Here is a 24,855-nt window from a genome sequence, read left to right as displayed (position 1 = left end):
GTATATAGTAGCTATATAGTCAAGAAAGGAGACTTTAAATGGCTGAAAAGTATTTGACAACAGGAGATTTTTCGAAATTATGCAAAGTTAACAAGCAAACAATTATTTATTATGATCAAGTCGGCTTACTGAGACCGACTTATCGTAATCACAAAGGATACCGCTTTTATTCGTTTCGACAATTGGAATTATTCAATGTCATTTACCTATTAAAAGAACTTGGAATGTCTTTAGAAGAAATCAAAAGCTACATGGAACAAAAGTCACCGGAACTATTTCACTCGTTAATGATCAAACAAAAAGAAAAAATTCAGATGAAAAAAAGAATACTGGATAAGTTAGAAATGATGATGGATGTAAAAATCAACTTGTTAGAAGATGCGAGAAAAATCGATTTTCAACAAATTAGCTTTCAATCTTTGCCAGAGACTTTTTTGTATTTAAGTTTGAACATAAAAGACATAACTGATGACGACTTTGCAAAGGTCGTCACAGAATTCATTAGTGAATTAAATGAACAAAATTTAGACACAGGCTTCCAAATCGGTGGAATGACTTTGCGTGAACAAGTACTAACAGGCGAATATACGAATTATAGTTATCTTTACATGAAACAGCCAAAGCAGAAGAAAGGTCAATCATATTTCAAAACAACGACAGGAATGCATGCAATTGGCTATCATGTAGGAACAGAAGATACGATCGATTTTACATATGAAAGGTTATTTTCAGAAATTCACAGCAATGAGTACAAAATTGGTGATTACATAATGGAAGAATATATTTACGACGGATTAGTAAAAAAGAGTGAAGATGATTATATAACAAAGATTCTTGTTCATGTAAAACACTAATTAGAAAAAAACCGAACATGATAGTTGGAAAAGGATTTCCAAATAAATGGATTATCAACGTACGGTTGGAAAAAACTTTAAAAGAGATGGCAATCGCATCACTGGAACTGAAACAGAAATCGTCCATTTAGAAATTGAAGAAGGCACAATTAAGTCTATTTCTAAGGAATTGCCGAATAATTTTGTAGAAAAATACGATGCTGAACATTAACTTCTTCTGCCTTCTTTACGCGAAATGCATATTCATATTGACAAAACGTTTTACAGCGGACCGTGGAAAGCATGCACGCCTATAACAAAAGGTATTTTCACTCGATTAGAAGAAGAAAAAGAGCTATTGCCTAAATTATTACCAACTGCACAACAACGAGCAGAAAACATGATTGAATTGCTGATTCGCACGACGCATGGCAACATTGATCCGGTTATTGGATTGAAAAATCTTGAAGCAACGATGCGAGCACTTGAAAGCTAGATACTATGGACATGGTATGGCCAATTGTAGATGTGAATAGCGTAAACCGTTTTAGTGGAACAGCGCTACTGCCATCCAGCGAAAATGGATATGCAAAAACGGTTCAATACTGCTTAGCATCAGGTGTTTCGGTAAATCACATAAATAGATTGGGATGGACGGCTTTGCACGAAGCTGTGATTTTAGGAGATGGAGGCTATTTATATACACTAGTCATTCAACTGTTGATAGAGGCGGGTGCAGATAAGCATATTAAAGACAGGCAAGGAATAACGCCCTATGAGTATGCTAAACAAAGCGACCAAACAGCAGTTGTTCATCTTTTTGAAGACAAGCTAGTAAATGATTTAACATTAGAAGACAAACTATTCGTCCTCTATAAAGAAGAATACTATGACGAAGCGTTAGTGATGACACAAGAAGCTCTTTCAAGAGACAACCAGAAAGGCAATCTGCATTTCTGGAAAGGATTCATACTGCAAGAAGCAAAAAACTACAAATCAGCAATCATTGCTTACAGAAAAGGGCTAGAGTTGGACACTGAAGACATCCAGTTTTATTTCTATATAGCAAATTGCTACCGTTTAATGCAGCAGCCAGAAGATGCATTAAAAACATTCGACGTAGCAATAGAAGAAAATCCGGAAAATTCTTTTTTGCTATACCATAAATCAAATTATTTACGCGAACTCAGCAGACATCCACAAGCCATTGGTGTGATGAAGCAACTGCTAGACAAGTCACCTGAACGCACTGACTACTTGTTTCACAAAGCAAATAGTTTGCGCGCTAGTAATAAACATAGAGATGCTATTCAAACGATAGACTTGGCAATTGCGTTAGATGGAGACAATGATCTTTTTACAGAACATCGAAATCAGTCGCTGAAATTATTGGAAACCTAGTTACGTTGAGTGACACAACATGTATAGCAACAGAAGAAAAGCTGTCGTTTTTTCGACAGCTTTTTGTGATTTCAATGAAAGATAGTCTTGTCGTAAGAAGACCGACAAAGTTGACTTTCCTTCTTATTGAATGCGCTTCCATGTATGAGCTATTATAAAGAAACATCATAACTAACTTTTTTAGAAAGGGAGGATCACATGAAAGATTCAAAAATGAAGGTCGGGGTACAAAAGTTTGGGAATTTCTTGAGCTCGATGGTTTTACCGAATATTGGAGCTTTTATTGCATGGGGATTAATCACAGCGCTCTTTATTCCTACAGGATTTTTTCCTAACGAAGAACTAGGGAAATTAGTAGGACCAATGGTTACTTTTATGCTACCTCTTCTTATTGGCTATACAGGTGGGCGATTGATTTACGACCAACGGGGTGCAGTAGTCGGAACTATTGCGACAATGGGTGTCATTATTGGAGCTCCGGATACGCCAATGTTTTTAGGTGCCATGATTATGGGACCGCTCGGAGCGTATGTGATCAAGAAGTTTGACCAATTGATTGATGGGAAAATCCGGACCGGCTTTGAAATGTTGGTTAACAACTTCTCAGCAGGTATTCTGGGTGGTGCACTCGCAATTTTTGCATTTCTTGGTATCGGACCCGCTGTAAGCGCCTTTACAAGCGTTCTTGTTTCAGGGGTAGACTGGTTGCTAGAAGCCGGATTGTTGCCATTGACAAGTATTTTAATTGAACCAGCGAAAATTTTGTTCTTGAACAATGCAATCAATCATGGTGTGTTGACGCCAATCGGTTTGGAACAAGTTCAACAAGCTGGAAAATCGATTTTGTTTTTACTTGAAGCAAATCCAGGTCCAGGACTTGGCGTTTTACTTGGCTTTATGTTTTTTGGAAAAGGGATTGCGAAACAATCGGCACCTGGAGCAGCGATCATTCATTTCTTCGGTGGGATTCATGAGATTTATTTCCCTTATGTGCTAATGAAACCAATGCTATTGTTGGCTGTTGTATTTGGCGGAATGAGCGGTGTTTTTACACTAGTATTAATGGGCGGCGGATTAGTTGCACCTGCATCACCAGGAAGTATTTTAGCTATTGCGGCGGTTACACCACCTGAAGGAATGGCTTACCTAGCTAACTTTACTGCAGTCTTTGTAGCAACGGCTGTCTCTTTCGCTATTTCAGCTATTGTTTTGAAATCAAGTAAACAAACAGATGAAGACATCGAAGAAGCAACAAAGAAAATGGAACAAATGAAAGGCAAGAAAAGTTCTATTTCCCGGGAAATAGCGCCATCTGCTTTAACGACTAGCAGTACTTTCCCAGAAAATATTCGAAAAATTGTCTTTGCTTGTGATGCGGGTATGGGGTCGAGTGCAATGGGTGCTTCTTTGTTACGTAAAAAAGTAAAAGAAGCGGGTCTGAATGTATCGGTATCTAATACAGCCATCAGCACCATTCCTTCCGATTCACAGATTGTGATCACACAAGAAAAATTGACACCACGTGCAGAAAACAAAATTCCACATGCATATCATATATCGGTCGATAACTTTTTATCGAGTCCAGAGTACGATCAGCTGATTGACCGTCTTCAAAATGATAAAACCGATGAACAACAGCCAGTAGTAGAAAATCAGCCAGTAGCTGCACAAGACGCAGAAGAAAATCACTTATTGCGTGAAGAAAATATTTTTATCGGACAACGTTTTCGCTCAAAAGAAGAAGCGATTCGATTTGCGGGACAAGCTTTAGTGAAGGCGGGATACGTTGAAACCTCATATGTGGATGAAATGTTAAAGCGTGAAGAAATTACCACAACTTATATGGGCAATAATGTCGCAATTCCTCATGGCACAGAAGATGCAAAAAAATCCGTTATCAAGTCAGGTTTTACTGTCATTCAAGTTCCAAACGGGGTAGACTTTGACGGAGAGAGTGCAAAAATGATTTTCGGTATTGCTGGAAAAGATGGAACGCATTTAGAAATTCTATCAGGCATCGCAGTGATTTGTGCCGATCAAAACAATGTAGACCGCTTAGTGAAAGCAAAATCAGCTCAAGAAATAATCGCCATCATTAACGGCAATTAAATTAGTAGGATAAAAAGGCGGGAGTTCCTGCCTTTTTGTTCTATCTACATTTCATAGTCTTAAAAAAGCATTTAAAAGCGAAATGAGTGAAAAACATGTTTATCACGTTCAGAGAGAAATCTATTATTGAATTGATTGTTCGAACTTCTAGAAAACATACAGTTCATTCTTTGTCTTCGTATTTAGATGTCAGTGCGCGAACAATTCAACGAGACTTAAAGTCGATAGAGAAGACCTTACGGGAATTTGATTTAACTATTGAGCGGACAGCTGAAGAAGGGCTTTTAATCGCGGGACCGAATGACCAAATTTACCGATTAATACAAGCTTTGATAACGGTCAATCCAGCAGATGAAACATCTGAAGAAAGAAAGTTGAAGTTGCTCGTTAAGCTCTTACACGAAGGACCATTTTTTAAACGGCAAGTATTGGCTAGTCAATTGGGCATCAGCCCGGCAACTTTAACAGCTCACTTAGATGATTTATCCAACTGGCTAAAGAAGTTTACTGTTGAACTATCGCGAACACGAGGTGTAGGAATTGAAGTGGATGGGACAGAAGCTAACAAGCGATATGCACTGGGTAGTTACATCTTGGCTCATTTCTATGAAGAAGTAATTGAAAGTTTGTATTTTCTTCAGCAAGGTAAAAGCCAAAAAGAACAGATTCTTGGTTATTTTACACCGCGGTATTTAAAAATTGTCGATCAACTAATAGACCAAAAGGTTAATCAAGAACAAACAAGGTTAGCCGATAGCGATTATATTGGGATGGTTGTCTACAGTTGTCTGGCACTTCAACGGACAGAAGCTGGGTTTTTGTTGACGGAAAGCGACAAAACAGAAAGTGACAGTGAGTACATTTTAATGATAAACATTTGTCAAGAGTTCACGGATCAATTGGGTATTCAACTGACTGCGGCAGATGTTCGGTTTTTATCCGTTATTTTAAGAGGGTCAAAAGTGCAAGCTGCTGATGGAGCTTATTATGACAGCGTCGTGTTGGGGCGGAAAATCAAGAACTTAATCCGTGACGTATCGTCACAGCTGCACGTCAGTTTAATAGACGATTTTTCGCTGTATCAAGGGTTGCTTGCACATATGGGACCTTTAGTTTTTCGCTTAACTCAAAACCTAGAGTCTTTTAATCCACTAACTGATGAAATTAGACGGAAGTATCCTGTCTTATTTATGGCGATCAAAAAAGGACTGGAAAATGAGTTTAATGAATTTGAATTTTCCGCAGACGAAACGGCTTTTATTGTGCTGCATTTTGGATCCGCGTTGTTGATGAATGAAGAAAAAGTCCAAATCGAGGCCGTCGTTATTTGTCCAACGGGTATTGGAACTTCTAAAATGCTAGCAAGTCGCATTAAAAAAGAGCTTCCTGAAATCAACTCAGTAGAAGTTTTATCTATTAATGATTTTCAAACGGCTCATTTTCAAGATTATGACTTGGTTATCTCCACCATTCGTTTACCTGTAACGGAAGTGGATTATATTATGGTCAGTCCTTTATTAAACGAACAAGACATTGGTTATATCGAAAGTTATTTACAAAATAACGTTGAAAAAATTATTGGCAAAAAGCGATACTTGAATCACGACAAGTCGAGCGATGTGGGAAAGATAAAAAACTCATCGACTATTCAAGTTGTTTTGGAGGAGATAAAACAAGTGCATCAAAGCATGGATTCAATTTTGAATAATTTTATGCTTATTCATAAACTGAGTGCTCTAGATCATTGGGAAGTTTTGCGACAGGTCGTGGAAATGGCTGAAAAGAATAAGCTTCTTTCAGATACGAACGCGGTTGTGCAAGAACTTAAACAACGCGAAGAAAAAGGTGGTCTTGGAATTCCCAATACCACGATGGCTCTTTTTCATTGCCGCAATGATTCAATCCAAGAGTTAGTGTTTCAAGTGATTCATCTTGACCATCCATTAGTCGTTAAAGGTATGGATGGCAAAGATATGGAAATGAAAAATCTATTGCTTATGTTAGCTCCTTTGGTATTAACAGATCGAGCGCAGGAAATACTAAGTTTGATTAGTACAAGCTTGGTCGAAAGTGAACACTCAATGATGATTTTCACTTCATCAAACGAAAAAGCAATTCGTCAAAGACTAGAAGAGATTTTCATGAGTTATCTACAAAATAAATTGATAAAGGACTGAGAATAGTGAAACAAACCGTACATTTTGGAGCAGGAAACATTGGCAGAGGATTTATCGGAGCTTTGTTTTCCGAATCGCATTACCACGTAACGTTTGTGGATGTAGCAACTCAAGTAATCGATAAATTGAACGAACAACAAAGCTATCAAGTAAAATTAGCACAATCCAAGGACGAAACAATAACTATTCAAAACGTGTCAGGAATTAATAATATGACGCACGAAAAAGATGTAATTCAAGCCATTCAGCAAGCGACATATTTAACAACAGCGATCGGTCCAAATATTTTGCCAAGAATTGCACCGCTAATTGCTCAAGGATTAACTGAACGTATGTTAGCAACAGATGAAAAACTTTATATCATCGCTTGCGAAAACCAAATCGCAGCGACCGATATCTTAAAGCAACACATCTTTGAGCATTTGGATGACACAACAAAGACTGCGTTAGAGGGAAAAGTTTATTTCTTTAACTCAGCTGTTGATCGCATCGTGCCAATTCAAAATCAAAACTCATTAGATGTCTTAGTGGAACCATATTTCGAATGGGTTGTGGAAACAACGGAAAACATTCCGCCAGTAACGGGTATGAAAATGGTAGCAGACCTTGCTCCATTTATCGAACGAAAATTATTTACAGTCAATACGGGACACGCCGTTATTGCTTATCTAGGTTATCTTGCTGGTAAAAAGACCATCGATGAAACATTGGCAGATGAACATATTGTGGCAGAAGTAAGAGAAACATTAAAAGAAACGGGTGCTTATTTAGTAAAAGAATACGGACTTGATGAAAAAGAGCATTTGGCCTATATTGACAAAAACATTGAACGTTTTAAGAATGCGTATTTAGACGATGGGGTTACACGAGTAGGGCGAGCTCCTATTCGGAAATTGGGACCTGAAGATCGTCTGATTCGCCCAGCAACACAAGCACAAAAAGCAGGTCTATCTTATAAACACCTCGCCAATGCAGTTGCGGCTACGTTATTATTTGATTATCCAGAAGATGAAGAAGCAATGGAAATGCAAGCCATGATTCGTGAAAAGGGTCTTGCTGCTACACTAAATGCACTTAGTGGACTCGATGAAAAGAGCGAGTTCACAAAAGAAGTGGTTCTCCGTTATAAAGCATTGCAAAATAAACGTAAATAAAACTAAACAGAAAAGACAGCTACTTTTAAAAGTAGCTGTCTTTTTAATAGCAGAAAGAGCTCATTCTTTTGTACAGACTCCAAATAAGGTATAATTGACAGGCAAAAGCAGATAGCTACAATCAAAAATTATGATACAATTGTATAATTAGAGCAGAAAAGGTGTTTAGGGTTGACCCTGTCTTTTTGTATTATTTGATCAGGAGCAAGCTGCACCTATTTGCAAATATACAGGATAAGGAAGGTTTTAATGGACAACCAACAGAAAAACAAAAATATTATCTTAATCGGCGCTGGTGTGATGAGCGCAACTTTGGGCGCAATGCTTAAAGAATTAGCTCCAAACTGGAACATTAAAGTATTTGAAAAACTTGAAAAAGCAGGTTCTGAAAGCTCGAACGAATGGAACAATGCAGGAACAGGTCATGCTGCACTTTGTGAGCTAAACTACACACCTGAACAAGCTGACGGTTCGATCGACATCAAAAAAGCTAGCAGCATCAATGAACAATTCCAACTTTCAAGACAATTTTGGTCGTTTCTTGTCCAAAATAAACGCATTGAAAATCCGGAAGACTTTATCATGTCGATTCCGCATATGAGCTGGGTTCAAGGAGATAACAATGTACAGTTTTTGAACAAGCGATTTGAAGCTTTATCGAAAAGTCCGTTGTTTAAAGGAATGGAGTACTCTGCTGATCCATCGAAATTGACAGAATGGATTCCGCTTATCATGGAAGGACGTACTTCAACTGAAGCAATGGCAGCCACAAAAATCGATTCTGGGACAGACGTTAACTTTGGCGCTTTGACTAAAATGTTGTTCGAGTACTTGGACGAAGAGCAAGTTGAAATGAATTACAACCATACTGTTAAAGACATTAAACGCAACGACGATAGCACATGGGAAGTAAAAGTACAGGATCTTGAAAACAACAAAATCGAATACCATAATGCAGACTTTGTCTTTATCGGCGGCGGTGGCGGAAGTTTGCCATTGTTACAAAAAACAGGTATTCCAGAATCTAAGCATGTAGGCGGATTCCCAGTTAGTGGACTATTCTTAGTGTGCAACGATCCTGAAATTGTTGAGCAACATCATGCAAAAGTATACGGAAAAGCAAAAGTTGGTGCTCCGCCAATGTCCGTACCGCATTTAGATACACGCTTTATTGATGGCAAGAAATCATTGTTATTCGGGCCATTTGCAGGCTTCTCACCGAAGTTCCTAAAAACAGGATCGAATATGGACTTGATCGGCTCTGTAAAACCAAACAACGTTTTCACAATGCTGGCTGCGGGAGCAAAAGAAATGTCTTTAACAAAGTATTTGGTTCAACAAGTCTTGTTATCCAATGAAAAACGTGTAGAAGAATTACGTGAATTCATCCCGACTGCAAAACTAGAAGACTGGGATGTAGTAGTTGCAGGACAACGTGTACAAGTGATTAAAGATACAGACAAAGGCAAAGGAACGCTTCAGTTTGGAACAGAAATTGTCACCGCTGCTGACGGTTCAATTGCTGCATTGCTAGGAGCATCTCCTGGTGCATCTACAGCGGTTCATGCAATGCTTGAAATTTTCCGCAGATGTTTCCCAGAACAAGTAGACGGATGGGAACCAAAGATCAAAGAAATGATCCCTTCTTATGGTGTCTCTTTGTCTGAGAATCCCGAACTTCTTAAAGAAATTCATGCGTCAACGGCAAAAACATTAAAATTAGATGAAAAAAACACCATCGAAATATAAACCATAAGTTTCAAAAAGCCCTTTCATCTTTAATGATGAAAGGGCTTTTGTCATTCTAGAAAAAGAGATTAGTTGAAAAAAGGTGTTTTCTTTAATGCAACCGCTACAGGAATTGCGATGACTAATCCAACTACGTTTTGAACGATGTTTCCGGGAATAGAAGCGGCAGGAATGATCCAGCTACTAAAAATAATGGCTTCGCCAACATAGTAAATGGCGATCATGAATGGAATGGAAACTGCAGAGGCAATAATATTAAACGTTGTACTGCCTCCATTTCTATTGCCAGACCAAGCAATTCGGCCAACCATATACCCTTGCAGACCCCGTGCCAAAATTGTGATAGGTGCCCATAACGTCCAACCTGAAACCAAGTCAAACAAGCCCATGCCAACTGCGCCAGCAATCAATCCTTTTTTAGGTCCAAATAAAATGGCGATGATGAAGAGCATAGCTGTACCCAGGTGGACAAGCCCACCATTTGCAGCAATGGGAAGACGAATGTTTAACAACAACGTAGCGACAAAAACAAGTGCAATCGCCATCGAGCTTAAAATCAAATCAAGTGTACGTGAATTAGCCGAAGAAGAATGGCTAGTAGTTTTTTGCATAATGAGTAGCCTCCTCTCTTTTCTTTTTCAAATAAGAATAGCAGACAAGTGGACTAGTTAAAAGCGTCAATTCCGAACAAAACATAGAGGTCAGATTCACTAGATAAAAAGCCCGGACGCATTTGGAGATTGTCCAAATGCGTTCGGGCTTTATAGATTGATCTTACATCAAACGACAGATTCGCCATTAATAATTTTTACGATGTCCGTATCTTTAGCTACAACACCACCAGATTTCTTAAGTTTGATTGATTGTCTTTCTTCAAGGTTGGTAAAGACGATAGGTGTAATGATCGATGCTGCGTTTTCAGCAATATAAGCCAAGTCCATTTCCATCAAAAGCTGACCTTGTTCAACCAAGTCACCTTGTTCAATATGCGAAGTAAAGCCTTGACCTTTCAAATTCACTGTATCAATCCCAATGTGAATTAGAATTTCCGTGCCGTTATCTGCCTCAATCCCAATGGCATGCTTAGTCGGAAAAACCGTAACAACTTTACCATTTACAGGAGAATAGACTTTTCCTTCTGTTGGTTTGATCGCAAATCCATCGCCTACCATTTTTCCAGAAAACACTTGATCGGGCACTTCGGAAATTGGTAGAAGCTCACCTGTTATTGGATTATTAAATTCTAAAGGTGTAGCTGTTCTACTAGTTTCTTCAGCGGAAACGTTTATCTTTTTAGCAGGTCGTGGCGATTTGCCATCAATAATGTCTTGCATTTGTCCTCGTAAACTATCCGAAACCGGTCCGAAAATTGCTTGAATGTTATTGCCAATTTCCATAACACCTGAAGCTCCAAGCTTTTTCAATCGTTTTTTATCGACATTGCCTTTATCTTCAACACTGACACGTAAGCGTGTAATACAAGCGTCTAAATGCTTGATGTTTTCTTCTCCGCCCATAGCTGCAAGAATTTCATATGGCAATTCACCAATTTCACCTACTTCTTCATCTTCTTCATCTTCTTCGCGTCCTGGTGTCATCAAATTGAATTTCAAAATCGCGAAACGGAAACCGAAATAATAAATAAACGAGAAGACCAATCCGACCACGATGACCCAGAACCATTCGGTTCTACCAGGCAGCACACCAAAGAGCAAGAAGTCGATCAATCCGCCAGAAAATGTCATGCCAATTTTAACATCGAGCAAATGCATCGTCATAAACGATAGACCTGCGAAAACAGCATGAATTCCGAACAACACAGGAGCAACAAATAAGAACGTAAATTCAAGTGGTTCTGTAATCCCTGTAAGAAATGAAGTTAACGCACCAGAAGCCATGATGCCTCCGACGATTTTCTTTTTCTCAGGACGTGCAGTGTGGTAAATAGCAAGTGCAGCAGCTGGAAGACCAAACATCATGAATGGAAATTTACCCGTCATAAATGTACCAGCTGTAAAATCTACTCCATCTTGTAGTTGTGCAAAGAAAATACGTTGGTCACCACGGATGATTTCACCAGCAGCACTAGTATATTGACCAAACTCAAACCAAAAAGGAGAGTAGAAAATATGGTGCAAACCAAATGGAATTAACGAACGTTCAATAACACCGAATACAAACGCCGCAAGTGTGCGGTTAGTTTCTAACATGAAATGAGAAAGTGTGTTTAATCCACTTTGCGCAAATGGCCAAACCATAAACATCACAATTCCGAGGAAAACGGCTGAAAAAGCAGTAATGATAGGAACAAATCGTTTCCCTGCAAAAAATCCTAAAAACTGCGGTAATTGAATATTGAAGAACTTATTGTACAAAAAGGCTGCTAAAATACCGACGATAATACCGCCAAACACACCCGTTTGTAGCGTTGGAATTCCTAGTACGTTGGCGTATGCCGGGTCACTAGTCATTTCAAGGGTAATTCCACCAAAGGCTTTCATGGTAACATTCATGATTAAGTAACCGATGATCGCAGCGAGTCCGGCAACACCATCACCACCGGCAAGGCCAATGGCAACACCTACTGCAAACAGTAAAGGTAAGTTGTCGAAAACAACGCCACCAGCTTCTGCCATAACAAATAATAATTGCTGAATCCAGTTAGCTCCCATAAAAGGAACCGCTTCCAAAAATGATTCTTGTGCAAAACTCGTACCAAAAGCCAACAAAATACCAGCGGCAGGTAAGAGTGCAACAGGAAGCATTAAGGCTTTACCAACTTTTTGCAAAGTACCGAACAAATTGAGTGACATGTAATTTCCTCCTCTATAGGGTGAATGAGTAAAAATAATTGAATAGCTCCGTTGAATAAAAGAAGCACGTTGACGCGATAAAAAAAGACATGAGTAGAAAAGAGGAAAATGAGCAAAAGGGCAGTTTTGTCCTATTTGTTCTAATTTTCATCTTTTCATACTCATGCCTGATCGAATCAGTAACACGTATGGTTAGAATTTATGTGTCAAGCGTTGCAAATGAATCGTCAAATACATGACTTCTGATTCATCTACGGGCTTATTCAATTGATTTTGCATTACTTTTATGAGCTTCCAAGCAAGATTATAGCATATAGGATATTCATTTTTCAACATAGCAGCCAATTTATTTTCTTCACCGACAGGAGTGCCTTTATCGGCGCGATCAATTGCTCGGTGAAGGTGTTGAATTAAGCGGTGATAGTCGATGTTGTTTTTTTCCAAGCGAATATCCAGGCTATCTTGAATGATAGTGACCAATTTTGATAGTAAGGAGTGGTAGCGGTTGATGTCACGCAAGGACTTGTCCGTCACGGCGCTGTGAATATGAAGAGCAATAAAACCAATCTCGCCTTCTGGAAAAAGAACATCAGTTTGGGTCTCAACTTTTTGAACAACGTCTTTAGCGACCGAGTATTCTTTTGGATACAAAGATTCAATCTCAAATAGAAAAGGATTGGAAAACTGAATGTCTTTTTTAGCACGATTAATAGCAAAAGCGATGTGATCAGTCAAAGCTACGTGAATATGCTCATTTAGTTCTTTCTCCATTTTTTCTTCGATGAAAAGCAACAGTTCATGGATAAAAGAAATCAGTTTTTCTTCAATATAAGGAAGCAAATTAACGTACTGTTCCATTTCTTTTTCATCTGTTAACAAAAAAGTTTTATCAGCTTCATCAAAAGGAACAAGATCTCCTTTTTTTCGATTAAAACCAAGTCCATTGCCGATTAATACAACTTCTTTGTAGATATTATTATATGCAATCACGACATTATTATTTAATATTTTTTGAATGGTAAAAACTTGTTTCATTTTAGCCTCCATCTGCCGCGGAACTTTTTAAACGATTAGCATAGACAAATAATTTTCATAAATAAATAAAAATCTAAAAATTGCTCTTATTATTATTCTAACATTTTCTGCCTTTTTGTAATAGCTTTAATCCTTCTAAAACAGTGATCGATGCGGCTTTCATTGAGTTTAGAAAAAGCTAGTCGTATACTGGGAAGTATCATGTGTAAGTAACAACAGGAGGGAATAAAGTGAGTGTTAACCCAAAAGCCGTCTTTTTGGATATGGACGGAACGATTTTGACGCATCAGAACAAAGTGACAATTGAAACAAAAGAAGTTATAGACGAACTACGAACTAAAGGCATTTTTGTTTTCATTGCAACTGGTAGATCGGCAGATGAATTAGCAGAAATGTTGCCAAAAGGCTTTGCAGTAGATGGCATGATTACCGCAAATGGCATGGCTGGCTATATTGGCGAGAAAGTGATCTTTGAACATGCACTTTCTTTGGAGTTGGTAGAAACCATCATTGAAAAAGCACGTCAGCAGAAAATGTATTATGAACTTTTTCCACATGGTCATTCACGAATCGTGCTAGAACAAGACAAAACGTTTGTCGAAGCAGCAGTTCGGGAGCCTAAGCCGGATTCTGTTCAGAACAACGAATGGATTTCGCGACAAAAAGCTATAAAAGAGGACATTGAATGGACAGCTGAGATTACAGGAAATCACTTTTCCAAATTTTACTTTTTTGCTAGAACTCGCGACGAAATTGATGCGTGGAAATCCGAACTAGCGGATTTGCAACAAGACATGAAGTTTTCGATGACTCCTTCTTCTCCACATAACGCCGAAGTCATGGTTGCAGGTATCAATAAAGCATCAGGTATTGAGCAAATGCTGGAGCGGTTCGACTTAGTAAGATGCGAAACTCTAGCCATTGGAGATAGTGATAATGACATCAAAATGTTTGAATATGTCAGTCATGCAGTAGCAATGAAAAATGCATCAGATCACATTAAAGCGCAAGTAGATGAAGTTACGGAATTTACATGCGATGAAAATGGGGTGTCCCATTATTTAAAAACGTCTGTGTTAGCAGCTTTTGCAAAAGTAGGAAAATAATAAAAAATCAATCTCAAAAATTTTTCTAATCGCTTTGGCGAAAGCTCCAAATCCTTGAAGTGATAAAATATATGCGTGATATATAAAAACAACCCAACCCAGAAGAGTTTTCTTTTCTGGGTTGAGTTGTTTTATTTAAATGATAAAATTTGTAAACCTATTTTTTATCTTCGCTCGAAATATTGCGCCATGTATCAATGCCATCATCGTCATCAAATTCAATGATAATATCTGTGACATTATCCACACTTTCAGTAATTTTTTCCTCAATGTAATTACGGATTTCGTCTGCTTGTTTAATCGTCATGTTCGGGTCTACTTCGACTCGTAATTCAACGTGAAGACTATCGCCTTCTTTAATGACATCCAAGTCCTGGATATCAGTAATGTGCTCGTGTTGCAAAATACGTGCGCCCATTCTTGCTTGCATTTTTACATCAGCAACTCCTAATGCACCTGCAGCATTATCTAAGAATATACGACCAACTACAAAAATAAGAGCAACACCGATGATAATAGAAGCATAGCCTGTAGCACTGTGAAACGGCGTATAGGTTGCGATAATAATAGCAAGCATCGCGAGTAATGCACCACCAACGGCGACATTATCTTCTAGAAACACTAACTTTGTAGCAGGTTTGGCTTCTTTTACATGCTTGTAACTGAGCGGAAGTAACTTAAGCCCTTTTGTTTGTTCTTTGGGCAAGTGTTCTGTAATTTCTTTCATCGCTTTATAAAGCACTCCGGCTTCTAGTAACGCCGAGGCCCCAAGAACGCTAATATTTAACCAAAACCAATCTTCAGATTGAGTGGCGTTTGTAATGTGATGAACTCCTTCGACGATGGTCTCATAGGCTAGTACCCCGACAATCAGTACAGCGCCGAGTAACACAAGATTAACCAAACGACCAAATCCTCCAGGAAATCGTTCTGTGGGTTCTTTTTTACTTAATGCAGAACCGATAAAAACAAAAAATTGATTGGCGGCATCTCCGAAACTGTGCATCATTTCAGCAAACATCGCAACGTTTCCAGTAATTAAATAAGCAGCTGTTTTAATGATGGCAACAACTGTATTGATGACAGCTGCCCATAAGGCGGATTGCGTTCCGAATTTCATCAAACCGAAAAGTTCTTTCATATGGTTTTCTCCTCTACGTAAAAATATGACTAATTTCAGCAATTTCTAGTATTATTCCCTTCTCGTCTTAAAATTAAAACATAGAGATAGTGAAAAAGCTATGAAAAATAGTGTTTACTAGAATTTACTAGCTGTTGCACAACAAGACAGACAGGTAAAAAACAAGTACTCAAAAAAGAAAACCGTTCCACATGAGTGTATACTGAAAGAATACGTAAAACGAGCGCGTGTTTGGAGGAAAATAGATGTTCAATAATATTGAAGTGACAGAGTTAATGCCTTTAAGTGAAAAAAACGAAATGGTGCTAATCGATGTCAGGTCGCCATCTGAATATAAGAACTTTTCAATCCCTGGAAGTATTAACATTCCTTTTTTTGATGATGAAGAACGAGCCGAAATAGGCACGCTTTATAAACAAGCAAGTGTAGAAGCGGCTAAAGTACGGGGACTTGAAATCCTATCCGCTAAATTGCCGGAATTTGTTCATCAGTTTAAACAAATCAACGGTCATAAAACCGTATTTTGTTGGCGAGGTGGCATGCGTAGTCGAACAACAGCTACACTTTTGTCGTTAATGGATGTTCATGTCAGCCGGTTAGAAGGTGGAATTCGTGAATACCGCAGGTGGGTGCTTGAACAGCTTGAGCAACCTGAAGCACCTTTTAAGGCTTATGTATTAAATGGATTAACTGGAACAGGAAAAACTAGAATTTTAAAAGCATTAGAAAAGCAAGGCTATCCTGTAATGGACTTAGAAGGTTTGGCCAATCATAAAGGTTCTATCTTTGGTCATATTGGTGTTGAACCTCATAACCAGAAAGTATTTGATTCTTTACTTGTTCAGCAATTTCGAAAGCTTCGAAAAGCACCTTTTGTGCTCTTTGAAGCGGAAAGTGCGCGAATCGGTAAAGTGGTTATTCCGTCTTGGGTAATGGAGTTAAAAGCAAATAGCCTCCAGTTGATCATTGAAATGCCGATTGAAGAACGGATTAAAGAGATTATTGAAGATTATCGCCCAGTAGAATACCAAGCAGAATGCATAGCTGCGTTCCAACGAATTAAAACACGCATGCCTTTGGAAGTTTCTAAACAAATTGAGACGAGTCTAGAAACGAGCGAATTTGCCTCTGCCGTGCATTTATTGCTAGAGTATTACTACGATTCGCGTTACCAACATACGGGTCTTCAATATCCCGATACACAAAAAAAGATCTTGCACGTTCGCAATCTTGAAGAGGCCATTAAAGCGATAAAAGAACAGATACCAGAGCTTGAGAATTCTCCAGTCTAGTACAAAGAGCCCTCCTCAACACTGTTGAAGAGGGCTTTGTATCGCAATCGTTGAATAGCTCCGCAGTTAGAGAGAATCAGATTTTTTTCAAAAGGTCTCCGGTAGTTTAACGCAGAGAGGAACCTAGCTCATGAATTTTTCACTAAACGACTCAAAAATTAAACAGTTATGCGGACAAGCAGCTTTCAAAAAAGGAAAGTCTTTTTTTCTGGCTGGAAAAATCCAACTAACGCCCGACAAGAGTGACGAACAACTTATCAAAGGTCTCGTTACGGGACGTTATGAATTTTATGTCAGCGTGAAACAAGCAGAAGAGGGCGAAATTCTGGCTTCTTGTAGTTGTCCACCTGTCGGGTTTGTCACGACCTATTGTCATCATATTGCCGGAGTTTTGTTAGCGATTGATCATCTACAACAACGCGAAAACCCAACAACAAAAATGTTGTCATTGTTTGGCCGAAGAGCAGAAGAGACCCAAGGCAAACAACGCTATTTCGATCAACGTCAAACGCTTGAAGTTGAATTTAGTTTATTTCCCGTATCGCTTAGTGAAACAGCATATCTTGGGTTACGAATGGCTATAGGAACAAAAGAGCTAGAACCTATTGGTCACATCAATGAATTTATAAATGCGTGGCAAGTGAACAAAGCATACGAGCAACTAACTGGCGTATATTATTCTCCACAAGATCACTGTTTGAGTGATAAATCCGAAAAAATCTTTGCATATTTAGCAAAAACTCAAATTGCAGGTGTGGTTAAAACAGAACAAACAGAAGACATGATTGTTCTTGCAGGGTCAGATTGGGAGCGACTATTGCCTCTTTTACAAGATGCCCCTAACGTTAAAGTTAGTTGGGAAGGGAACATGACAAAGGGCATCAACATTGAAAAGGAATTACCGCTATCTTTTCATTTTAACGAGCATCGCTTCGGAGGTTTTCGATTGGATATTGAAGGACTTGAAACTTTACTAATTCTTCAAGCATACGAATTGGCATTTGCAGACGGGGTTCTTTTTTATTTGGCAAATGAAGATGCCAAGCGATTGACAGAACTAAGAAATTTACTGCCAAAGGGACTAGACCAATTGCTAATTCCAGCAGAAGAACTGGATTATTTCATGGCTACTGTCGTACCAGGATTAGAACGTTTAGGCAATGTGAAGATTGCGGATGCAGTTGTCGGGCGACTTGTCGAAACACCTCTTCGTGCCAAGCTTTTTCTCGATCGTATTAAACACCGCTTACTAGCGGGTGTTGAATTTCATTATGGTCATTTGGTTATTAATCCCTGTGAAGAATCAGAAGATGTAGTTCGTCAGTATCCAGGCATACGCAGACAACATCAACAAGAACGAGACATTTTGCGCATCATGAAAGAGAGCCAGTTTACACAAACGGATGGCGGTTTTTATATGCAAGACGAAGAAGCAGAATATCATTTTTTGTATCACATCATTCCTGTGCTTGAAGAAATGATGCAGATTTACGCAACCATTGCGGTTAAGCTGCGTGTTCAAAAAAATTACGGCGGTCCAAAAGTAAAAGTTGAAATTAGTGAGCGTACAGACTGGCTAGAATTTCGTTTCGATATGCAAGGCATTTCAGAAACCGAAATTAAGAAAATAATAGCGGCATTAGAAGAAAGACGTCCTTATTACCGTATCCCTAACGGTACGTTAATGTCCTTAGAAACACAAGAATTCCTTGATTTGAGTGATTTTCTACGGGAAATGGATATCAGCTCAGCTAATTTTGGTAGAGAAGAAATTCGGATTCCATTAATTCATGGACTGCAGGTAGCAGCTTCGTTAGATGAAGGACAGTTGCTTGACCCAAGTACGAATTTCACAAATTTATTACAGAATTTAAATCAGCCAGGACAATTAGATTTTGCTGTGCCGAAAAGCCTAAATGGAGTCTTACGCGATTACCAAGCAGCTGGATTTCGTTGGATGAAGCTATTGGCAAAATACAATTTTGGCGGTATTTTAGCAGATGATATGGGGCTTGGGAAGACCTTGCAAAGTATTGCTTTTATTGTCTCGGTACTCCCCGAAGTTCGTAAACAGCAGCGATCTGTACTAGTAGTTGCTCCGTCGTCACTGGTTTACAATTGGTTCAACGAACTAAGCAAGTTTGCTCCAAGTGTTAAAGTAGGAATTATTGATGGCGGTAAAGCGCAGCGAATGGCTTTAACTAAAAATACAAAGGCGTTAGACGTGGTAATCACGTCTTATCCATCTTTGCGCACAGACCAAGTGCTGTACCGAGATCAAACTTTCCATACCGTCTTCTTAGATGAAGCACAAGCGTTTAAAAATCCAGTTACCCAAACTGCTAAAGCGGTTAAGAGCATTCGCGCAGATTACCGATTTGCACTAACGGGTACGCCTATTGAAAACTCATTAGACGAGCTATGGTCAATTTTCAATGTGGTGTTTCCCGAGCTGTTGCCTAACCGTAGGCTATTTAGTGAAATGAGACATGACAACATAAAAAAACGAGTACGTCCTTTTATTTTACGTCGCATCAAAGCCGATGTATTAACCGAGCTTCCTGAGAAAGTAGAGTCAATTCAATTTTCCGAGCTGCAAGCAACACAGAAAAAACTCTATGCAGCTTATTTAGCTGAATTAAAACAAGATGCTTTCAAGCATTTGAATAAAGACAGTTTTCAAAAAAACCGTATTCGTATTTTAGCTGGACTGACACGTCTACGTCAATTATGCTGTCACCCAGCATTATTTGTAGAAGGCTATGATGGAGGTTCTGCTAAGTTTGATCAATTGATCGAGTTGCTGGCGGAATGCCGTTCTTCGGGACGGCGTGTACTCGTATTTTCGCAGTTTACACAAATGCTTGGAATTATCGGCAATCAATTGACGAGAGAAGGAGTTTCTTATTTTTATTTGGATGGACAAACACCGCCTGCAGATCGAGTCGGCCTTTGCGAGCAATTTAATGAAGGACAAGGCAATTTGTTTTTAATATCGCTAAAAGCGGGAGGTACCGGTTTGAATTTAACCGGTGCTGACACAGTGATTTTATATGATTTATGGTGGAATCCAGCTGTGGAGCAACAAGCAGCCGACCGTGCACATCGCATGGGCCAGAAAAAAGAAGTTCAAGTTATCCGTTTAATAGCAAAAGGCACAATTGAAGAAAAAATTAATGAGTTGCAGTTAAAAAAGAAAAACTTAATTGACGACGTTATTCTTTCAGGAGAAGAGCCATTAAAAGCAATGACGCAAGAAGACATACGAGAAATTTTGACAATGTAGTGCTTCAAAGGACTTATTTCTCTAAGTTTGATAAAATGGATAAAAGAGAAGAGGTGTTGATATGGATCCCAAACAGATGCTTGAAAAAATGGGGAATCGAGTTCCTGAAGTAATGGGAAATAAAGATTTTTCAAAATACGCAATTCTTTTGCCTCTTATCGAAAGGAATGGAGAAGTCCATGTCCTCTTTGAAGTTCGTTCATATGATCTCAGAAACCAACCAGGAGAAATTTGTTTTCCTGGAGGAAAAATTGATTTTCAAGACAAAACAAAAGAAGATGCTGCAGTTCGAGAAACCATAGAAGAACTAGGAATAGAAAGAAATGCTATTTCGGATATTTTCCCATTGGATTATATTGTCTCGCCTTTTGGAATGATCGTTTATCCATTTGCTGGTGTCATTGATTCAAAAACGGCATTCAATCCCAATCCGCCAGAAGTTGATCATATTTTTACAGTGCCGTTATCGTTCTTTATGGAAAAAGATCCAAAAATTTATCGCATTAATTTTGATATCCAACCAGAAGAAAGCTTTCCTTATGATTTAATCGTAGGCGGAGAGAATTACAATTGGCGTACACGACAAGTCGATGAACATTTTTATATTTATGGTGACAAGGTTATTTGGGGCTTAACTGCCGAAATTCTTGCTCATTTTGTTGAGGTCATTCGCTGAATGATCTCTTTTTTATGGAAAAGAACAGGTCTTTTATCATGATTTATGAATTATAGAGAGAAGAGCTTTTAAAAAAGAAAATAACGTGTATAATTATTCAAATAACTGATAATTTAAATCATATTTATAAAAAAGGAGTCCTGATGATGAATACATACCAGCTACAAGTTGTTGAAAACACCAACAAAAAAGAAAAACCAGTGAAAGATCAAGTGCCATTTGGAACTACATTCACAGATCATATGTATGTTCTTGAATATGAAACTGAAAAGGGCTGGTATGATCCAAAAATTGTTCCTTATGGACCGATTAGCTTAGATCCTGCAGCGATGATTTTCCATTATGGACAAACCGTTTTTGAAGGCATGAAAGCCTACCATACTGAAGACGGACGTGTTTTGTTATTTCGACCTGAAAAGAACTTTGAGCGCTTAAATCTTTCTAGTGAACGGCTAAGCATTCCCGCACTAGACGAAAAATTAGCACTAGAACATTTAACCGCATTGATTAAATTAGAAAAGGATTGGGTGCCGAAAACACCTGGAACGTCTCTTTATATTCGTCCTTATATCATTTCGACAGATGCAAACCTTGCAGTCGGACCCTCTCAAACTTACAAATACATGGTAATTTTGTCGCCAGTGGGTTCTTATTTCCCGGGAGGTCTACAGCCTGTTGTTATTCATGTAGAAGATAAATTCACGCGAGCCGTAAAAGGTGGAACAGGTATGGCCAAAACAGCTGGAAACTATTCTTCTGGTTATCAAGCACAAGCTAATGCTAAAAAAGAAGGAAATGCAGATGTTCTTTGGTTAGATGGTGTTGAGAAAAAGTACATCGAAGAAGTTGGCAGTATGAACATCTTCTTCAAAATCAACGGAGAAGTCATCACACCGGAATTGAACGGTAGTATTTTAAAAGGGATTACGCGTATGTCAATCATTGAACTGCTTGATACGTGGGGAATTAAAGTAACAGAAAAACGTATGTCCATTGATGAACTTTACGAAGCATATGATGCGGGTCATGTTGAAGAGGTCTTTGGTACAGGAACAGCAGCCGTTATTTCCCCGGTAGGAGAACTAAACTGGAAAGGCAAAAAAATGATTGTAAACAACCATGAAATTGGTGAATTATCACAAAAAATTTATGATACCATCACAGGCATTCAAACAGGAAAAATTGAAGATACACTTGGTTGGACTGTAGAAGTAAAATGAAATCTAGTTAATGGTTTGATGTCAGCCCGCAACTATCAGCTTATCCATTGTGATAAACTAATAGTTGCGGTTTTTTGTTATGGTCACTAGTAAAATAAAAGATCCAAAAGCAAAGAAAGAAAAGAAGGTGTAAAGAAAGTGGAAAGTTCGACAGGTCTAAAACGTATTCATTTTATTTTATTGGTAGGTGCTTTAACTACTTTGGTGCCATTCACAATTGATATGTATTTGCCCGCATTCCCGATTTTAGCGGACGTTTATAAAACAAATGCCAGTCTTGTTCAATTGAGTCTGACAACATGTTTGTTAGGTCTAGCGATTGGTCAATTGGTTGCAGGTGCATTTAGTGATATGCACGGAAGACGTAAGCCTTTGTTAATTTCTTTAGTTGCGTATATTGTGGCATCAATTGCCTGTCTAGTTGCTCCAAACATCTACCTCTTCGTATTTCTTCGCTTTGTTCAAGGGTTCGCCGCTTCAGGAGCACTCGTTATTTCCCGGGCAATAGTGCGCGATGTTAGTCATGGTCCAGAGCTGACACGATTGTTTGCTTTACTGATGGTGATTGGCAACTTGGTACCGTTAATTGCACCTTCAATTGGCAGTGGTGTGCTATTGTTTGCAGATTGGAAAGGGATTTTCATGCTATTGACAGTGCTCGGCATCCTGTTGCTTGTCCTCGCTACTTTCCAGCTAAAAGAAAGTTTACCGCTGGAAAAACGTGTGCCGAGTAATTTAAAATCAACTATTGGTAATTTTGCAGGGATTTTAAAAAATCGTCAGTTTACAGGGTATGCATTAGCACAAGGGTTTCTGATTGGTGGCGTTTTTGCATATGTATCGGGTACACCTTTTATTTATCAAAATATTTACGGTGCTTCTCCTCAAATGTTCAGTTTGTTGTTTGGTGTGAACGGCATTGCGTTAATTATTGGTAGCTATTCAGTCGGTCGATTTACGCATATTTGGTCTGAAAAAAGATTTTTAGAAACAGCTCTTTATACAGCAACTGTAGCAGGCGCTATTTTATTAGTTGTAGTGCTGATGCAAGGCCCTTTGTGGGCAGTCGCGATCCCAATTTTCTTTTTCATTCTGTCTATTGGCGTCGTCGGAACATCTTCTTTTACGCTTGCAATGGAAAGTCAAGGACATGTTGCAGGAAGTGCTTCTGCGCTACTCGGATTGTTGCCTTTTATCCTTGGAGCTGCGACAGCGCCACTTGTCGGAATAGCTGGAGAAAATACAGCGGTCCCGATGGGCGTAGTTATTTTTTCGATGTGTTTGATTGCGTTACTCGCTTATTTACTACTAGCGAAAAACGCAATTTCATCTCCTGCTAAGTAAGTGGAAGCCCAGAACTGGTTCTGGGCTTTTTATAGTGCTTAAAAATGTTTTTCTCACTATTTTACAAAAGCTAAACAAGTAATTTGCATATTGAACTCGTATATCAGCCGCCATAGCTAAGTTATCGACCTAGAAAAATAAAGTAATCTTTTTTTACATCAACTGAGAAATAAATAAAGTAGCCATGCCAAAGTAAATTAATAGAGATAGAATATCATTAATTGTAGTAATGAGCGGTCCTGAAGCAACGGCTGGATCAATATTTAATCTGTACAAAATAAGCGGTATAATAGTGCCAGCTAAAGTACCAATAATCAACGTCATCAGTAACGATCCACCAACGACAACACCCAATATAAAGTTACCTTGCCACACATAAGCAATCAGCAAAATAAGGACAGAACAAATAACGCCAATAATAATTCCTACCCACAATTCACGAATAATCAGCTTAATGGTTTGTTTGGTATTTAGCTTTTGTGAAGCCAAGCCACGCACGACCACCGACAAAGATTGCGTTCCTGTGTTCCCAGTCATCCCCGCAATTAATGGCATAAAGAAAGTTAATGCTACAACAGCTTGTAAGGTTTCTTCAAAACGACTAATAATACTTCCTGAAAACAAACCAATAAACAATAAGATAATCAACCAAGGTAAGCGTCGATATGCAGCCGTTAAAGAGGGAGTATCAAAATCAATCGATTTTCCAGAAGCAGATAATTTTTCGATATCTTCGTTAGCTTCTTGCATGACGACATCAATTACGTCGTCAACCGTTACGACACCGGCAAGTGTATTGTCTTCTTCAATGATGGGAAGTGTAACAAAATCATATCGACTAATTATTTGAGCGACATCTTCTTGGTCCATCAATACATCGGCTTTGACAACACGGTTGTACATAATGTCTTCAACTTTATCTCCAAGATTTCCAAGAATCAAATCTTTATAAGAAATAACACCGAGTAGTTTTTTGTCTTCATCTACTACATAAAGATAGTTAAGGTATTCTGCTATTTCTACAAAATGTCTGATTTTATCAATGGCATCTCGTATTGTATAGTGTCGTGGAATCCATACGTATCGATTATTCATGAGACGTCCTGCAGTTTCAGGGGGGTAGTTCATATTCTTTTGAACAAATTCTGAGTCAACTTGGTTAATTTGAGATAATAATTCTTCAATACGTTCAGGTTCTAAATCAGCCAAAAACAAAGCTAAATCATCGTTATCCATACGGTCTAGAACTTGTGTTGATTTTTCTACACCTAGTTTTTGAAGAATATTAGCTTGTTCCGTTTTGGGAAGCTCTTGCATTAAATCAGTTAGTTGAAAAATCGTTAAATAAAGCAAAAATTTGTTTCTGTGCTTTTCTGGTAAATGTTGATAATGAACACCCATATCATAGGGTTGAAGTTCGTTCAATATTTCTTGAAATTCAATGCTATTGCCTTCTTGTAAAGACTGAATTAGCGTCAATGTAATTTCGTCTTCACGTACCGCTGTAGACATGATAGGT

Annotated in this window: 19 protein-coding genes; 14 read left to right on the top strand and 5 right to left on the bottom strand. The window is 38.5% G+C overall.

Features of this window, described 5'->3' with window-relative positions; all coding sequences use genetic code 11:
* Positions 1–38: 38 nt before the first annotated feature.
* The 8 genes from I858_RS16100 (at position 39) to I858_RS16070 (ending at position 9,423) form a co-directional block, all read left to right on the top strand.
* Positions 39–854: a MerR family transcriptional regulator gene (locus tag I858_RS16100; RefSeq protein WP_049693584.1), complete on the top strand. Its 816-nt coding sequence runs from the start codon at positions 39–41 to the stop codon at positions 852–854.
* A 46-nt stretch (positions 855–900) separates the two neighbouring features.
* Positions 901–1,065 (top strand): hypothetical protein, encoded by a 165-nt coding sequence (locus tag I858_RS17260; protein WP_204249432.1) that lies wholly within the window; start codon positions 901–903, stop codon positions 1,063–1,065.
* Positions 1,066–1,089: 24 nt separating this feature from the next.
* Complete coding sequence (locus tag I858_RS17255; protein ID WP_053221268.1) at positions 1,090–1,329, top strand: hypothetical protein; 240 nt, start codon at positions 1,090–1,092, stop codon at positions 1,327–1,329.
* A 5-nt stretch (positions 1,330–1,334) separates the two neighbouring features.
* Entirely contained in the window at positions 1,335–2,234 is a 900-nt protein-coding gene (locus I858_RS16090; protein WP_065524423.1) for an ankyrin repeat domain-containing protein, read from the top strand.
* A gap of 198 nt (positions 2,235–2,432) precedes the next feature.
* Positions 2,433–4,343, top strand: coding sequence for a PTS mannitol transporter subunit IICBA (locus tag I858_RS16085; protein WP_049693840.1), 1,911 nt, complete (start codon positions 2,433–2,435; stop codon positions 4,341–4,343).
* 95 nt (positions 4,344–4,438) lie between these two features.
* The gene (locus tag I858_RS16080) at positions 4,439–6,520 is read left to right on the top strand and encodes a BglG family transcription antiterminator (RefSeq protein ID WP_049693839.1); all 2,082 of its coding nucleotides are present in this window, start codon (positions 4,439–4,441) and stop codon (positions 6,518–6,520) included.
* A gap of 5 nt (positions 6,521–6,525) precedes the next feature.
* A complete protein-coding gene (locus I858_RS16075; RefSeq protein WP_049693838.1) occupies positions 6,526–7,674 on the top strand; it encodes a mannitol-1-phosphate 5-dehydrogenase in 1,149 nt (382 codons plus the stop codon).
* Positions 7,675–7,923: 249 nt separating this feature from the next.
* Complete coding sequence (locus tag I858_RS16070; protein WP_049693837.1) at positions 7,924–9,423, top strand: malate:quinone oxidoreductase; 1,500 nt, start codon at positions 7,924–7,926, stop codon at positions 9,421–9,423.
* A gap of 68 nt (positions 9,424–9,491) precedes the next feature.
* On the opposite strand, the gene I858_RS16065 is transcribed toward I858_RS16070, so the two are convergent.
* The 3 genes from I858_RS16065 to glcT form a co-directional block, all read right to left on the bottom strand.
* On the bottom strand, positions 9,492–10,034 hold the full coding sequence (locus I858_RS16065; protein WP_049693836.1) for an ECF transporter S component: 543 nt from the start codon (positions 10,032–10,034) through the stop codon (positions 9,492–9,494).
* 168 nt (positions 10,035–10,202) lie between these two features.
* Positions 10,203–12,236 carry a glucose-specific PTS transporter subunit IIBC gene (ptsG, locus tag I858_RS16060; RefSeq protein WP_049693835.1) on the bottom strand — a complete coding sequence of 678 codons (2,034 nt, stop codon included), beginning with the start codon at positions 12,234–12,236 and terminating at the stop codon, positions 10,203–10,205.
* Between the two features lie 192 nt (positions 12,237–12,428).
* Positions 12,429–13,271: a glucose PTS transporter transcription antiterminator GlcT gene (gene glcT / locus I858_RS16055; RefSeq protein WP_049693834.1), complete on the bottom strand. Its 843-nt coding sequence runs from the start codon at positions 13,269–13,271 to the stop codon at positions 12,429–12,431.
* Positions 13,272–13,501: 230 nt separating this feature from the next.
* Here glcT and I858_RS16050 point away from each other — a divergent pair, with 230 nt between their 5' ends.
* Positions 13,502–14,377, top strand: coding sequence for an HAD family hydrolase (locus tag I858_RS16050; RefSeq protein ID WP_049693833.1), 876 nt, complete (start codon positions 13,502–13,504; stop codon positions 14,375–14,377).
* 157 nt (positions 14,378–14,534) lie between these two features.
* On the opposite strand, the gene I858_RS16045 is transcribed toward I858_RS16050, so the two are convergent.
* On the bottom strand, positions 14,535–15,518 hold the full coding sequence (locus I858_RS16045) for a cation diffusion facilitator family transporter (RefSeq protein ID WP_049693832.1): 984 nt from the start codon (positions 15,516–15,518) through the stop codon (positions 14,535–14,537).
* Between the two features lie 245 nt (positions 15,519–15,763).
* Here I858_RS16045 and mnmH point away from each other — a divergent pair, with 245 nt between their 5' ends.
* From mnmH to I858_RS16020, 5 genes are all read left to right on the top strand, one after another.
* The gene (gene mnmH / locus I858_RS16040; protein ID WP_049693831.1) at positions 15,764–16,810 is read left to right on the top strand and encodes a tRNA 2-selenouridine(34) synthase MnmH; all 1,047 of its coding nucleotides are present in this window, start codon (positions 15,764–15,766) and stop codon (positions 16,808–16,810) included.
* Positions 16,811–16,940: 130 nt separating this feature from the next.
* Complete coding sequence (locus I858_RS16035) at positions 16,941–20,096, top strand: DEAD/DEAH box helicase (protein ID WP_049693830.1); 3,156 nt, start codon at positions 16,941–16,943, stop codon at positions 20,094–20,096.
* 61 nt (positions 20,097–20,157) lie between these two features.
* Positions 20,158–20,772 (top strand): NUDIX hydrolase, encoded by a 615-nt coding sequence (locus I858_RS16030; RefSeq protein WP_049693829.1) that lies wholly within the window; start codon positions 20,158–20,160, stop codon positions 20,770–20,772.
* 146 nt (positions 20,773–20,918) lie between these two features.
* Positions 20,919–21,992 carry a branched-chain amino acid aminotransferase gene (locus I858_RS16025; protein WP_049693828.1) on the top strand — a complete coding sequence of 358 codons (1,074 nt, stop codon included), beginning with the start codon at positions 20,919–20,921 and terminating at the stop codon, positions 21,990–21,992.
* A 138-nt stretch (positions 21,993–22,130) separates the two neighbouring features.
* Entirely contained in the window at positions 22,131–23,336 is a 1,206-nt protein-coding gene (locus I858_RS16020) for a multidrug effflux MFS transporter (RefSeq protein ID WP_049693827.1), read from the top strand.
* 153 nt (positions 23,337–23,489) lie between these two features.
* Here I858_RS16020 and mgtE read toward each other — a convergent pair whose 3' ends face one another.
* Complete coding sequence (gene mgtE, locus I858_RS16015; RefSeq protein ID WP_049693826.1) at positions 23,490–24,848, bottom strand: magnesium transporter; 1,359 nt, start codon at positions 24,846–24,848, stop codon at positions 23,490–23,492.
* Positions 24,849–24,855: the final 7 nt, after the last annotated feature.

Source organism: Planococcus versutus (genome assembly GCF_001186155.3).
GTDB lineage: Bacteria > Bacillota > Bacilli > Bacillales_A > Planococcaceae > Planococcus > Planococcus versutus.
Note: the sequence above shows the minus strand (reverse complement) of the source record. Positions and strands in the feature narration are given on the sequence as shown.

Coding starts and splice junctions, on each gene's coding strand:
- mnmH (WP_049693831.1), top strand. CDS start 15,764: ATGTTCAATAATATTGAAGTGACAGAGTTAATGCCTTTAAGTGAAAAA.
- I858_RS16035 (WP_049693830.1), top strand. CDS start 16,941: ATGAATTTTTCACTAAACGACTCAAAAATTAAACAGTTATGCGGACAA.
- I858_RS16100 (WP_049693584.1), top strand. CDS start 39: ATGGCTGAAAAGTATTTGACAACAGGAGATTTTTCGAAATTATGCAAA.
- I858_RS16065 (WP_049693836.1), bottom strand. CDS start 10,034: ATGCAAAAAACTACTAGCCATTCTTCTTCGGCTAATTCACGTACACTT.
- I858_RS16090 (WP_065524423.1), top strand. CDS start 1,335: ATGGACATGGTATGGCCAATTGTAGATGTGAATAGCGTAAACCGTTTT.
- I858_RS16045 (WP_049693832.1), bottom strand. CDS start 15,518: ATGAAAGAACTTTTCGGTTTGATGAAATTCGGAACGCAATCCGCCTTA.
- I858_RS16030 (WP_049693829.1), top strand. CDS start 20,158: ATGGATCCCAAACAGATGCTTGAAAAAATGGGGAATCGAGTTCCTGAA.
- I858_RS16025 (WP_049693828.1), top strand. CDS start 20,919: ATGAATACATACCAGCTACAAGTTGTTGAAAACACCAACAAAAAAGAA.
- I858_RS17255 (WP_053221268.1), top strand. CDS start 1,090: ATGCATATTCATATTGACAAAACGTTTTACAGCGGACCGTGGAAAGCA.
- mgtE (WP_049693826.1), bottom strand. CDS start 24,848: ATGTCTACAGCGGTACGTGAAGACGAAATTACATTGACGCTAATTCAG.
- I858_RS16070 (WP_049693837.1), top strand. CDS start 7,924: ATGGACAACCAACAGAAAAACAAAAATATTATCTTAATCGGCGCTGGT.
- glcT (WP_049693834.1), bottom strand. CDS start 13,271: ATGAAACAAGTTTTTACCATTCAAAAAATATTAAATAATAATGTCGTG.
- I858_RS17260 (WP_204249432.1), top strand. CDS start 901: ATGGATTATCAACGTACGGTTGGAAAAAACTTTAAAAGAGATGGCAAT.
- I858_RS16085 (WP_049693840.1), top strand. CDS start 2,433: ATGAAAGATTCAAAAATGAAGGTCGGGGTACAAAAGTTTGGGAATTTC.
- I858_RS16080 (WP_049693839.1), top strand. CDS start 4,439: ATGTTTATCACGTTCAGAGAGAAATCTATTATTGAATTGATTGTTCGA.
- ptsG (WP_049693835.1), bottom strand. CDS start 12,236: ATGTCACTCAATTTGTTCGGTACTTTGCAAAAAGTTGGTAAAGCCTTA.